The following is an 11,931-nucleotide window of genomic DNA, read 5'->3' on the forward strand; positions in this document are numbered from 1 at the left end:
GCGAGACCCGCGCTGCTCACAGCGCTATATTTCCTCCATGTCGAGCCGCGCTGCGAAGCGATCATACGACCAGCCGGGACTGTTCCCGCCCGACCAGCCTGATCTCTTTGGCGAGGCGGCGCCGCCGCGCCGCGACGTCTATATCCCCAAGCCAGAGGCTGTGCGCAGCGGCGCCCTGGGGGCGCTCGAAAAATTAAGGGCCGTCAAGGCTTGGGCGGACGAGCGCGCCTGGGGCCGCGTCCGTCTCATCGAGAGCGCCGAATATTATTACGGCATCACCGCCGATGACGCCGAGGCGGAAGAATGGCGCGTGCGCTACGAGGCCGAAATGGCGCGGCTCGATGCAACCGGCCCCCGCGCGCCCGAGGGCGAACGGGCCGAATATATCAACTATCCTACCCGCGAATTCGCCCCCCGCTGGGTCCGTCGGCCGCCCGGCCGCTGATCAGTCCGGGGCCTCGATCGCCTCCAGCACAAAGCGGATCAGCTCGTCGGCCGACGCATAGCTGATCCATTTTCCGCCAGGATAGACGACCGCGACGGGGCCGTGCTCGCATTGGCCGAGGCAGCCCGACTGCGTCAGGCGCACGCCGTCGCGCTTGGCGAAGGGCAGCGCCTTGAGCGCTTCCTTCACCTTCGCCAGAGCCTCCTTTGCGCCGTGGTCCTCGCAGGCGGATCGGCCGTCGCGCGTGTTGACGCAGACGAAGACGTGGAGGCGGAACGGTTTGATCGCTGTTTCAGTCATTGGGTCTAGTATCCGAACTGCTCGCGCAGGATTCGTTCTTCCAGCGAATGGCCCGCGTCATGGAGCAGGATCAGACTGGTGGCGTGGTCCATCACCACGTCCACATAAGCAAGGTCGCGGAATTCGTCATGATCGGCGACGACGGAGACCGGCCGCTTCGCCGCTTCGAGGACCTCGATCCGCACCTTGGCGAGGTCCGGCAGCAAAGCGCCATGCCAGCGGCGCGGGCGGAAAGCGGAGATGGGCGTTAGGGCCATGAGCGGCGCATCGAGCGGCAGGATCGGACCATTGGCGGAAAGATTGTAGGCGGTGGAGCCAGCGGGCGTCGACACCAGCACGCCGTCGGTGACGAGTTCCGGCAGACGCTCCTGGCCATTGACCAGAATGCGCAGCTTCGCGATCTGCGACGTCTGGCGCAACAGCGACACCTCATTAATGGCGTGCGCCGAAAACTCGTCGCCGCGCACATTGACGGCATGCATCAGCAAGGGGTGAATGATAGAAGGCTTGGCCTCGGCGATCCGCTTGCGCAGCCCCGTCTCGCGATATTGGTTCATCAGAAAGCCGACCGAGCCGCGGTTCATGCCGTAGATCGGCTTGCCGGCGTCCATGAACCGATGCAACGTGCGAAGCATGAGGCCGTCGCCCCCGAGCGCGACGATGCAATCGGCCTCCTCAGGCGGGCAGTCGCCGTATTTTTCGATGAGGCGCTGGCGCGACTCCTCCGCCTCCGGCGCGCCCGAGGCGAGAAAAGCCAGATGGGCGCACGGCTTCTTCGCGTGATTCTGCCGATCTCCGGCGGCGCCCATCGCAAACTCCCCTCACGCTCGCCGCAGCCGCCGCGATTGCTTCCGCATACACCGGCGCGAGGCCGGAGGGAACGGCGCCGACGCGACCTCCGCGCGCGCCGCGCTTCGGCGGCCTCCAAATGAGCAACTCATTGGTGGGCCTCGCCGGCGCCCCACAGCCAGGCGGCGCCGCGCACGCCCCCCGAGTCGCCATGCGCATTCGGCAGGATTTTCGTATCGAAAGCGTCGGTGACGGCGTTCTCCCCCACGCGCGCCGCGAGTCCGTCATAGATCCGCGAGATGTTGGAAAGCCCGCCGCCGAGCACGATGACGTCAGGATCGATGAGATCGACGACCACCGCCAGCGCCCGCGCCAGACGGTCCTGATAGCAATCGAGGCTTGCGCGCGCGGCGGGCGCGCCGGCATCCGCCAGCGCGGCGATTTCGGCCGCATGGCGGCGCGCGCCGGCGCGCTTCTCGTAGTCGCGCGATAGGCCGGCGCCGCAAAGAAACGTTTCGATGCAGCCGCTGTGCCCGCAAAAGCATAGGCTGCCGGGATATTCCTCCGCGGTCATCCACGGCAGCGGCGTATGGCCCCATTCGCCGGCGACGCGATTGCGCCCCTCGAGGATCTTTCCGTTGACGATGACGCCGCCGCCGACGCCGGTGCCAAGAATGACGCCGAACACCACGCCGGCGCCGCGGCCGGCGCCGTCGATCGCCTCCGACAGCGCGAAACAATTGGCGTCATTGGCGACCCGCACCGGACGTTCGAGCGCCCGCGCGAGATCGACGTCGAGCGGCTTGCCGTTGACGGCGGCCGTGTTGGAGTTTTTCACGAGGCCGGTATGCGTCGAGATCGCGCCAGGCGCCCCGACGCCGACGACGCCGCGCCGCCCGATATTCGATTCGATATCGCGCACGAGAGTCGCGACGGCGTCGACGATCGCCGCATAATCGTCGGCGGGCGTCGCGACGCGGCGACGCGCCAGCGTCTCGCCCGCGGCGTTGAGCGCGATCGCCTCGATTTTGGTGCCGCCGAGATCGACGCCGATGCGGATAATGTCGCGCGTCATTTCACGCGGGCGCGATCGATGTTTTGCGCGCCTGCGAGCGCGCTCCCGGCGGCGGCGTCGATCTGCGCGGAATCGAGATCAAGACCGTCGGTCATGGCGCCGGTCCAGTTTACGCCGGTCAAATCCGCGCCGGCGGCGTCGGCGCCCTTCAGATTCGCCTCGGAAAAATCCGCGCCAGCGGCGCGCGCGAAGCGCAGGTCGGCGCTCGCGAGATTGGCCTTGTGAAAACGCGCGCCCTCGAGCGCGGCCGAGCGCAGCACGGCGCGCATCAATCCCATCGATTGGTTCTTCATGTCGGCGGAGAGATCCGCCTCGCTGAAATTGGCGCCGCGCGCCGATGCGCCGGTCAGATCGCCGGCGAGACGCGCATGCGCGAAGTCCGCGCGGTCGGCCCGCATGCGCTGCATTTGCGCAGCGAAGGCGTGCGCCCCCTTCAGCGACGCGCCGGTGAGGTCGGCTTCGATCAGCCAAGCCTGGTCAAGGATCGCGTCGTCCAGCCGTGCGCCGGCGAGCGATGTCTTGTTCATGCGGGCGGCGCGGAAATCGACGCCGTGCAGATCGAGTCCGGAAAGATCGAGTCCGTTGAGGCTCTTTTCCGAAAGATCGACCCTGTTCCCGCTCTTGCGATGCAGCAGCGCCGCTTCGACCTCGGCGCGCGTCAGTTCAGCCTTGGAATAGGCCGGCTGCGCAAGATCGACGCCTTGCAGCATATCCTGCGCGCGCAGGTCTTGGCTGGACAATGACGCGACGCAGATGAGGACGAAGCTCAGACCCATACGCATGCGCGCGAACTCGTCCTTTTGCCGACGCTTACGCCGCGTCGGCGTTGCGATCGGCGCGGGCGCCGCCGCTCAGCGCTTGCGCCTGCGCGATCCATCCGTTGCGCTTCACCCGCCCCGCCGCGCCGATCGACGCCTCGATCCATTTGACGTTGTCGTCGCTCCAGCCGGCGATCTGATCATAATGGAAAACCCCGAGCGCATGCAGCTTCTCGACGCTCTTTGGTCCGACGCCCTTTATCTTGGCAAGATCGTCCGCCGCGCCGTCACGCGGCGCGGACAGCGCGGCAGGACGCGCGCCCGGCGCCATTTTGCCGCCCGGCGCGCGCATTTGCGCGGCTTTTTCATTCAGCGCCTTGGCGGCTGAAGCCGCCGCCTCCAGCGCCGGCTCAACGCCCGTCGGCGTCCCTGGCTCCGCCGTCGCGAAAATCTCATCTAGCTCGTCTTGCGGTTCGGGCGACGGCGCGGCGGTCGGTTCGCAAACGTCGCGCGTCGCGCCGCGCAGCACGACGATCGGCCGCTTGGCGGCGAAAGCCGGCGCGGACTGCGTCATCTTGAGCGCGCCGCCGACCGGCAGACCGATGAGATAAGCGAGCGCCGCGATCAGCAGCACGTCCATCGTCAGCGCGGCGCGTCCGTCAAGGAGCCCCAGCCAGGAGGCGGCCGCGCCCGCGCCGAGCGTCGCGGCGATCGCGATGAGATTCCAGCCGGGCGCGGCGGGGGCGTCCTTCGCCCGCGAGGTCGTCACATAGCCGGCGAGCGCGCCAAGCGCACAGGCGGCGGCGAACCAAGGCCAGCCAAGCGTCAGCAAGTAGGACATCTTCCGTCTCCTTCTCTGGCGCTACTTGACGACGATTTCGACGCGGCGATTGCGCGCGCGATTTTCGTCGCTGTCATTGGAAGCGATTGGGCGCTCGCCGCCGTGGCCGACGGCGATTATTCTGAACGGGTCGACTCCGGCCTTCGCCAGCCGTTCGACGACCGCCTGCGCGCGGCGCTTGCTGCGCCCCAGATTCACTTCGGCGATGCCGATGTTGTCGGTGTGCGCCGCGATTTCGAGAGTGGCGCCCTGGCAGCGCAGCGCCGTCGCGGCGATCGCATCGACGAGAGGCGCGGATTCAGCGGCGATCGCCGAATCGTCGGACGCAAAAACGATCGGCGATTTGGCGAGAAGCTCGGAGAGCGCCGCGGCGCATCGGCTGGCGTCGAGCGGCGATCCGACGATGCGGGTCGACAGCTGCGCCTCGCCGCGGAAACTCTGCGGAAGCGCATCGGCGAAGCTCGCCGCGATTTCGGCGCGCGCGCTCTGATGACGCGCGACGCCCGCGAGCGAGATATTCGAGTCGCTGATCGCGAGCTTGCCTTCGTCGAGTCGCGCGAGCGCAGCAAGGGAATGATCCGTCGCTTCCGCGAAGTTCTGCGGGGCGCCTTTCGCGATCATGAGCCGATCGACGACCTTCGCGTCGAAGAAATTCCTGCGCGCGGTTTCGATGAGGCGATTACGGACGGCCTCGTCCGGCGCATAGCCGGTGAGCGTGACCTCTCCGCCGGCGCGCTGGGCGCTGAAAACATAGGGCGTCATCGGACCCGCCATGACGTCGAGCCGCGCGATCTCAAATCCGGAAGGCAACCGCGCTTTCGCATCGGCGCGGATCGTCTCGCCAAATATGTTCTGGCGCCCCTGCCCTTCGATGATGATCTTGCCATCCGATACGGCGACTTTGCCTTGCGACAATTTGCCGAGCTCGCCGACCGCGAACGCAAGCGCACCCGCGAAATCGCCAGCCGGCGCGCCGGCGCCGAGCTCGGTCGCATCGCTGACGGCGGCGCCGGCGCCGGCCGCGGCCGCCATGGCGACGACCTGTTTGCGCAGATCGTCGCTCGGCAAATGGCCGGAGAGGCTGATGACGCCGTCGCGCGCCGCCGCTGTAAACACATAGGGAGAAACGCGCGGCGGCGACACTTCCACTTTTACCGCGCTCTCAAACGGCGACGCCTTGAGCGCGGCGAGCGCCCGCTCGTAATCGGCCGCGCTGCGCGCTTCGCCGGAAACAGCCAGAGTCGCGTCGGTCATCGTCGTCGTCGCGGGATCAAGTTCGGCGAGGCGGCGCACGGCGAAGGAGGCGAGATCGGGGAAGGCGTGCGGCGCGCCGTCGGCGTAGGCGGCGGAGTCCGACACTTCCAAGCCTAAGGCGGCGATCTCGGCGCGCAGCCTTTCGCGCACGCCCGTCGGCGGGACGTTGCCCGAGATCATCGCCTTGCCGCCGCGGCGCTCGAGTCTCAGAACAAAGGGCGTCGCGCGCGAGAGCGGCTGCGTCGCGTCCATGATGCGCCGCGCTGGCGTCTCAACGCCTAAGGCCGTCAAAAGACTCGCTTTCGCTTCAGGCGACAGCGAAACGCCGGCAAGGACGACGTCGCGGCCGGAGACGCGGACCTCCGGCCTATCGATCGCGTCGGGAGAGCGTGCGACTCGCGACAAGACGGCGGCGCGCAGATCGTCCTCAAGACGAGGCGTCAACGCGCCCTGCGCAAAATAGCCCAGTCCTAAAAGGACCGGCAGTCCAATCCACCATTTTTTGGGAAGGTGCATCGACGTCTTGCCCTCCATCGAAGAGAGAATCAGCGAAGACGCGCTTAACTCAACCGCACAAGGTCGTTTTGCGCGGCGACGTGTCAATATGATGGCAAAGAAAAATGGGGAACGCGGCCGCGCCGCGCTCCCCAAAGGCGAAGAAGAGTCCTGGTCGACTGTGAGATAGGCGTCGCCCGCTCTTCGACAAGTCTATCTGGAGGAAAAGCGCGCGCTTGCAGGCGGTCTGCCGGGGAGGAAAGGCGCCATGCCGGCCCGCGCCAGCTCGTCGGCGCGCTCGTTCATGTCATGGCCCGAATGGCCTTTGACCCAATGCCAGTCGACCTCATGCCGCTCCGCCGCCGCTTCGAGCCTTTGCCACAAATCGACGTTCTTGACCGGCTTTCGGTCGGCGGTGCGCCAGCCGCGCGCTTTCCAGCCGGCGATCCATGAGGTGACCCCGCTGCGCAAATATTGCGAATCGGTATGCAGATCGACCGCGCAAGGACGCGTCAGCGTTTCAAGCGCCATGATCGCCGCCATCAGCTCCATGCGATTATTGGTGGTGAGCGGCTCGCCGCCGTTGATCTCTCTTTCGCGATCGCCAAAACGGAGTATCGCGCCCCAGCCGCCCGGCCCCGGATTGCCCGAGCAGGCGCCGTCGGTCCAGATCTCGACGCCGAGCGTCATGAACCGACTCCATAGACGCGCGCATCGGCGGCGGACTGGTGAAACCGGAGCTTGGCGAGATATTCGCGCGGATCCTTGGGACGCACCAGCGCGCCTGGCGGCACGTTGAGCCAGTCGACGTAGCGGGTGAGCAGAAAACGCAGCGCCGCGCCGCGCGCGAGCATGGGAAAGGCCTCGATCTCGGCGCGGGACAGCGGTCGAATCCGCTGATAGGCGTCGAGCAGCGCGGCGCCCTTGTCCGGTTGAAAGCGATGCTCAGCGTCAAAGCACCAGGCGTTGAGGCAGATCGCGAGATCGTACGCGTAGGCGTCGGTGCAGGCGAAATAGAAGTCGATCAACCCCGAGATCCGCTCGCCGAGAAAGAAGACATTGTCGGGGAAAAGATCGGCGTGAATGACGCCGCTCGGCAATTCCCGCGGCCAGTTCCGCTCCAGATGATCGAGCTCCGCATCGACGAGCGCGCGCAATCCCGTCGCGACCTCTTCCGCACGGGACGCGCATGTCGAAAAAAGCGGCCGCCATCCCTCGACAGAAAGCGCGTTGCGGCGGCGCTGCGCGAAATCGGCGCCGGCGAGATGTAGTTGCGCGAGATTTGCGCCGAGCGCGGCGCAGTGCGCGGTTTCCGGATGGTGGATCGAATAGCCGTCCAGAAAAGTGACGATGACGGCGGGTCGGCCGGCGAGGCGCCCCAGCGCCAGCCCGGCGCGGTTTTTCACCGGCAGCGGACAGGTCACGCCCCGCGCCGCGAGATGTTCCATGAGGTTCAGGAAGAATGGCAGATCGGCTTCCGCGACGCGCTTCTCATAGAGCGTGAGGATGAAGCTGCCGGCGCCGGTATGGAGATAATAGTTGGAGTTTTCGACGCCCTCGGCGATGCCTTTGCAGGAGAGCAGCGGCCCGAGATCGTATGTCGCGAGAAAAGCGATCAGCTCCTCGTCGTCAACCAGCGTGTAGACGGCCATGGGCGCCGACCGTTCACTGCGGGCCGCCCTCAGGCGATCGCCCGCAGCTCCTTGGGCAGAGGGAAGGACACGTTCTCGTCGGCGCTGGAGATGGTTTCGACGACAATGTCGTAGCGTTCGGCGAATGCGTCCATGATCTCCTCGACCAGAACTTCGGGCGCGGACGCGCCGGCGGTGATGCCGAGCGACGGTATGTCGCCAAAAATCTCCCAGTCGATCTCGCCCCGGCCCTGCACGAGCTGCGCCGGCGCGCCAGCGCGTTCGGCCACCTCGCGCAGCCGCTGCGAGTTCGAGGAATTGGGCGAGCCGACCACGATCACGGCCGCGACATGCGGCGCGACCTCCTTCACCGCGGCCTGGCGGTTCGTGGTCGCGTAGCAGATATCTTCCTTGTGCGGGCCGATGATCTTTGGAAAGCGCCGCATCAGCGCGCTGACGATCTCCTGGGAGTCGTCGAGCGACAGCGTCGTTTGCGTCACATAGGCCAGATTCGATTCGTCATCGAGTTTGAGCCGGTCGATGTCCTCCACGGACTCGACCAGCACCACCGCCCCGTCCGGCAGCTGTCCCATGGTGCCCACGACCTCAGGATGGCCGGAATGTCCGACGAGCAACACCCGGCGGCCGCGTCGCCTGTGAATTTCCGCCTCTCGATGCACTTTCGTGACGAGCGGGCAGGTCGCGTCGATGGCGAGGAGTCCGCGTCCCTCCGCTGCGGCCGAGACTGATTTCGCGACCCCGTGGGCCGAGAAGATCACCGGCGCGTTGGTGTCGGGGATTTCGTCGAGCTCCTCGACGAAGATCGCGCCCTTCGACTTAAGCGATTCGACGACGTAGCGATTGTGGACGATCTCATGGCGGACATAAACGGGCGGGCCAAACTTGGCCAGCGCCCGCTCGACGGCGTCGATCGCGCGCACGACGCCTGCGCAAAATCCCCGCGGCGAGCAAAGCAGAATCTTGAGCGGCGGCTTTGTCGGTCGGGGGTGAACGTTCATCTTCGCGCCTTTTGGCAGAGGCGGCGCCGAGCGGCGAGCCGCTCAAGCGCCAAACGCGGCCATCCGGATCACCCGGCTGAATGCCGGCAAGCAATGTCGCGCATGCGCGACGGTGTCAAGCCGCGGCGCAGCGCGGATCCGCTGCGGGAGGCTCCTCGGCGAACGCGGTCAATGCGTTGCTAACGCCGCCGCGGCGCAACACGTTTCCAGCTCCCCCGCCGATTGGCGCGACCGCCCGGACTGTGACACCATGACGGCGGGCTCGCCTTCCGGGCTCGCGTGAACGGAGCTGCGCGCATGTCCTATCTCGACGAGATCTTGCAGTCCGCGCAAGGCGGCCAGCTGGTGTCCAATCTCGCTCAGCGCTTCGGCCTCTCCGACGAACAGATGGACCGCGCCATCAAAGCCCTTTCTCCCGCGCTCGAAGTCGGCCTGAGCAACGCCGCCGAACAGCCGTTGCTGTTCGAAAAGCTCTTGGGCGATATCGCGTCCCCGCTGCGCGCGGCGGCCTTCGACGATCCCGGCGCCGCGCAGGATGCAGATTCTCTCGCCCAGTCGCGACAGCTGCTCGAAGATCTCTTCGGCTCGCCGGCGGCCGCCGGGCGCGTCGTGCAGGTCGCCTCCCGCGAGTCGGGGCTGCGTCCGGACATTCTCTCGCAATTGCTGCCGGTGCTCGTTTCCGTGCTCATCGGCGGATTGTTCAAAAATGTGAGCAACCGGGGCCTCGGCGGCGTGCTCGGCCAGCTCGTCAGCTCCGGCGCGCTCGGCTCCATTTTGGAGCAGATGCTCGGCGGCGGGCGGGCCTCGCCGCCCGAACCCGCGCCGGCGCCGACGTCTCGAGGCGGCGCAGCTGGCGGCGCAACTCGCGGCGGCGGCCTTCTGGGCGGGCTTCTGGGGTCGATACTGGGCGCGTTGCTCGGCGGCCGCCGGCCCGCGCCCGATCCCTACGGCGGACCTGTCGGCGGACCCTTGGGCGGGCCCATGGGCGGGCCCATGGGCGGACCTGTCGGCGGGCCGATGGGCGGGCCGCTTGACCTCGACCGAGGCGCCGGGCGCTCTCAAGACCTGCCCGATGATATGGATCAGGCGTCGATTCAGCAGGCGATCGAAGAGATCAAGCAGACGCTGCAGATCGGACGCGGCGGCGGCGGCGAAAACGCCGGCGCGCGCTCGGACTTTGAAAGCATTCTCGGCCAGATGTTCGGCAAGCGCTAGGCGCCGGCCGCCTAGCTCGGGACGACCCGCGACGTTCCAAACCCGGGACGCCCATCGGCGCGCCACGCCGGCGCCCGGCGCGGGGGTGCTTGCGCGACGCCCGCTTTCCTGCAATCCATCGGCGCGATTCATTCACCCGCGAGGCGCATCCCGCGCCGCAATCGCGCGTCTCCTCTAGCACGGAAAATTCCCCGTAGATGGCCCGCGACGTATCCGACACGACGCCGATCACGTCGCGCAACATGTTGGTCGAATGGCTCGAAGCCGGCTCCAAGACTGGCGGCGCCCCGCTGCTTATCGGCACGGAGCATGAGAAAATCCCCTTTTATGCGGCCGACGATGCGCCGGTCCCCTATGAGGGCGCCGGCGGCCGGGGCGGCGTGCGCGCGCTGCTTGAAGGCTTGCGCGACACGCTCGGCTGGGCCCCCATCCTCGACCGGGACGCGCTGATCGGCCTCTATCAGTCCGATGGCGGCGGCGCGATCTCGCTCGAGCCCGGCGGACAGTTCGAACTCTCCGGGGCGCCTCTGGCCGACGTCCACGCCACGCATGAGGAGCTCGACGCGCATTTCGCGGCGCTTGCGCCCCTGGCCCGCGCGCTCGGCGTGCGCTTCCTTGATCTTGGCTGCAGTCCGAAGTGGTCCCGCGCGGAGACGCCGTCGATGCCCAAGCAGCGCTACGCCATCATGCAGGCCTACATGCCGAAAGTCGGCGCGCTCGGGCTCGACATGATGTTTCGCACCGCGACCGTGCAGGTCAATCTCGACTTCGTCGACGAGGCCGACATGGTTCAAAAAATGCGTGTCGGCCTGGCTTTGCAGCCGCTCATCACCGCGATGTTCGCCAATTCGCCGTTTCTCGACGGCAAGCCGACCGGCCGGCTGTCGCAACGCTCCTATATCTGGCTCGACACCGATCCCGACCGAACCGGCATGCTGCCCTTCGCCTTCGAGGAGGGATTCGGCTTCGAACGCTATGTCGACTATGCGCTCGACGTGCCGATGTATTTCGTCAAACGTGGCGACGTCTACCACGACGTGGCGGGGGCGAGCTTTCGGGACTTGATGGAGGGCCGCCTTCAGCAACTGCCTGGCGAGCGCGCCACAATGTCCGACTGGGCCAATCACCTCTCGACGATCTTTCCGGAGGTGCGGTTAAAGACCTATCTCGAAATGCGCGGCGCGGACGCAGGCCCGCGCGCCCATTTCACCGCCCTTCCCGCGCTTTGCGCCGGCCTGTTCTATGACGCCGCCGGGCTCGATCAGGCGCGCGAACTGACGAAGGGGTGGAGCGCCGCCGCGCGTCAGGCGCTGCGCGCGGATGCGCCCGGTCTGGCGCTTGATGCGAGAATCGAGGGCCGCAGCCTCCGCGACGTCGGGCGCGACGTTCTTGCGCTGGCGAAGGTCGGCTTGCGCCGACGCGCCCGCCTAGACGTCAAAGGACGCGATGAGAGCGTTTTTCTTGCGCCGCTGGAAGCAATTCTCGAAGACGGACGCACCCTGGCCCAGCGGCGCTTGGACGCCTATTACGGCGCGTGGGGGCGGTCGATCGACGCCGCCTTCACCGACTGCGTGCTTCCGCAATAGAAATCGCCGTGGAATTTGGAGCCTGCGCCGCCGCGACGGTCAGCGCGGGAAGAGGTCGTGCAACCCGAAGGGCGCCATCGGCGGCAGCGAGGACCGCGCAGCGGCATGCTGCATGCCGTCCCGGCGCATATCCGTGTAACCCAATGGGGCGACGGGGGTGCGAGGCATGGAGACGCGGACGTGGCCGCCGAGCCGAACACAACCGTTTGACCCCGCGACTGCGACATAATCGGCGCCATATCGGGCGCATTGGCTGACATTATCGGCATGCGCGGGCGCAACGGCGATGGCCGCGAGCGCGATGGCGCCGAAAAAGCCCGCCGGCAGAAGACGGTTACTGCGGCTGATGTTGCCTAGCGTCATGAGTTTTGGGCCTCATTTCCGAAAGTTGCGCGCGCGTCGCGCGAGATTTCCGGAGCCTTGCGATCCCGACAATGTCTCGATACGCCGTAATCGCGCTGGCGGCGACGAGAACCTCCTCGCCTTCGAGCGGCGCATTCCGGCGCTGCAAATCCAACTAGAG

13 protein-coding genes are annotated in these 11,931 nt (G+C 66.9%); 3 read left to right on the top strand and 10 right to left on the bottom strand.

The window, feature by feature from the left end; genetic code table 11:
- Positions 1-37 precede the first annotated feature (37 nt).
- Positions 38-445, top strand: coding sequence for a hypothetical protein (locus BN69_RS03185; protein WP_014890108.1), 408 nt, complete (start codon positions 38-40; stop codon positions 443-445).
- On the opposite strand, the gene BN69_RS03190 is transcribed toward BN69_RS03185, so the two are convergent.
- From BN69_RS03190 to ispH, 9 genes are all read right to left on the bottom strand, one after another.
- Positions 446-745: a (2Fe-2S) ferredoxin domain-containing protein gene (locus BN69_RS03190; RefSeq protein WP_014890109.1), complete on the bottom strand. Its 300-nt coding sequence runs from the start codon at positions 743-745 to the stop codon at positions 446-448. It lies immediately after the preceding gene.
- A gap of 5 nt (positions 746-750) precedes the next feature.
- Positions 751-1,554, bottom strand: a complete 804-nt coding sequence (locus tag BN69_RS03195) for an NAD kinase (protein WP_014890110.1) — start codon at positions 1,552-1,554, stop codon at positions 751-753.
- 128 nt (positions 1,555-1,682) lie between these two features.
- Positions 1,683-2,609: an ROK family protein gene (locus BN69_RS03200; protein WP_014890111.1), complete on the bottom strand. Its 927-nt coding sequence runs from the start codon at positions 2,607-2,609 to the stop codon at positions 1,683-1,685.
- Positions 2,606-3,385, bottom strand: coding sequence for a pentapeptide repeat-containing protein (locus BN69_RS03205; RefSeq protein ID WP_014890112.1), 780 nt, complete (start codon positions 3,383-3,385; stop codon positions 2,606-2,608). The genes BN69_RS03200 and BN69_RS03205 overlap by 4 nt, the downstream gene beginning before the upstream one ends.
- A 34-nt stretch (positions 3,386-3,419) precedes the next feature.
- A complete protein-coding gene (locus BN69_RS03210; protein ID WP_014890113.1) occupies positions 3,420-4,208 on the bottom strand; it encodes a hypothetical protein in 789 nt (262 codons plus the stop codon).
- Positions 4,209-4,229: 21 nt separating this feature from the next.
- Positions 4,230-5,978, bottom strand: coding sequence for an OmpA family protein (locus BN69_RS03215; RefSeq protein ID WP_244435027.1), 1,749 nt, complete (start codon positions 5,976-5,978; stop codon positions 4,230-4,232).
- Positions 5,979-6,170: 192 nt separating this feature from the next.
- Positions 6,171-6,647, bottom strand: coding sequence for a ribonuclease HI (rnhA, locus tag BN69_RS03220; protein WP_014890115.1), 477 nt, complete (start codon positions 6,645-6,647; stop codon positions 6,171-6,173).
- Entirely contained in the window at positions 6,644-7,609 is a 966-nt protein-coding gene (thrB, locus tag BN69_RS03225; RefSeq protein ID WP_014890116.1) for a homoserine kinase, read from the bottom strand. The genes rnhA and thrB overlap by 4 nt, the downstream gene beginning before the upstream one ends.
- A 29-nt stretch (positions 7,610-7,638) precedes the next feature.
- A complete protein-coding gene (gene ispH, locus BN69_RS03230) occupies positions 7,639-8,607 on the bottom strand; it encodes a 4-hydroxy-3-methylbut-2-enyl diphosphate reductase (RefSeq protein ID WP_014890117.1) in 969 nt (322 codons plus the stop codon).
- A gap of 297 nt (positions 8,608-8,904) precedes the next feature.
- Here ispH and BN69_RS03235 point away from each other — a divergent pair, with 297 nt between their 5' ends.
- The gene (locus BN69_RS03235; RefSeq protein ID WP_014890118.1) at positions 8,905-9,822 is read left to right on the top strand and encodes a DUF937 domain-containing protein; all 918 of its coding nucleotides are present in this window, start codon (positions 8,905-8,907) and stop codon (positions 9,820-9,822) included.
- Between the two features lie 197 nt (positions 9,823-10,019).
- Positions 10,020-11,408 carry a glutamate--cysteine ligase gene (locus BN69_RS03240; RefSeq protein ID WP_014890119.1) on the top strand — a complete coding sequence of 463 codons (1,389 nt, stop codon included), beginning with the start codon at positions 10,020-10,022 and terminating at the stop codon, positions 11,406-11,408.
- A gap of 39 nt (positions 11,409-11,447) precedes the next feature.
- Here BN69_RS03240 and BN69_RS03245 read toward each other — a convergent pair whose 3' ends face one another.
- Positions 11,448-11,771 (bottom strand): hypothetical protein, encoded by a 324-nt coding sequence (locus tag BN69_RS03245; RefSeq protein WP_014890120.1) that lies wholly within the window; start codon positions 11,769-11,771, stop codon positions 11,448-11,450.
- Positions 11,772-11,931 lie beyond the last annotated feature (160 nt).

Source organism: Methylocystis sp. SC2 (assembly GCF_000304315.1).
In the GTDB taxonomy this organism is placed as follows: Bacteria; Pseudomonadota; Alphaproteobacteria; order Rhizobiales; family Beijerinckiaceae; genus Methylocystis.

What these genes read in the sequence shown, in the direction of transcription:
- BN69_RS03185 (WP_014890108.1), top strand. Translation starts at nt 38, where the DNA reads ATGTCGAGCCGCGCTGCGAAGCGATCATACGACCAGCCGGGACTGTTC.
- BN69_RS03190 (WP_014890109.1), bottom strand. Translation starts at nt 745, where the DNA reads ATGACTGAAACAGCGATCAAACCGTTCCGCCTCCACGTCTTCGTCTGC.
- BN69_RS03195 (WP_014890110.1), bottom strand. Translation starts at nt 1,554, where the DNA reads ATGGGCGCCGCCGGAGATCGGCAGAATCACGCGAAGAAGCCGTGCGCC.
- BN69_RS03200 (WP_014890111.1), bottom strand. Translation starts at nt 2,609, where the DNA reads ATGACGCGCGACATTATCCGCATCGGCGTCGATCTCGGCGGCACCAAA.
- BN69_RS03205 (WP_014890112.1), bottom strand. Translation starts at nt 3,385, where the DNA reads ATGGGTCTGAGCTTCGTCCTCATCTGCGTCGCGTCATTGTCCAGCCAA.
- BN69_RS03210 (WP_014890113.1), bottom strand. Translation starts at nt 4,208, where the DNA reads ATGTCCTACTTGCTGACGCTTGGCTGGCCTTGGTTCGCCGCCGCCTGT.
- BN69_RS03215 (WP_244435027.1), bottom strand. Translation starts at nt 5,978, where the DNA reads ATGCACCTTCCCAAAAAATGGTGGATTGGACTGCCGGTCCTTTTAGGA.
- rnhA (WP_014890115.1), bottom strand. Translation starts at nt 6,647, where the DNA reads ATGACGCTCGGCGTCGAGATCTGGACCGACGGCGCCTGCTCGGGCAAT.
- thrB (WP_014890116.1), bottom strand. Translation starts at nt 7,609, where the DNA reads ATGGCCGTCTACACGCTGGTTGACGACGAGGAGCTGATCGCTTTTCTC.
- ispH (WP_014890117.1), bottom strand. Translation starts at nt 8,607, where the DNA reads ATGAACGTTCACCCCCGACCGACAAAGCCGCCGCTCAAGATTCTGCTT.
- BN69_RS03235 (WP_014890118.1), top strand. Translation starts at nt 8,905, where the DNA reads ATGTCCTATCTCGACGAGATCTTGCAGTCCGCGCAAGGCGGCCAGCTG.
- BN69_RS03240 (WP_014890119.1), top strand. Translation starts at nt 10,020, where the DNA reads ATGGCCCGCGACGTATCCGACACGACGCCGATCACGTCGCGCAACATG.
- BN69_RS03245 (WP_014890120.1), bottom strand. Translation starts at nt 11,771, where the DNA reads ATGACGCTAGGCAACATCAGCCGCAGTAACCGTCTTCTGCCGGCGGGC.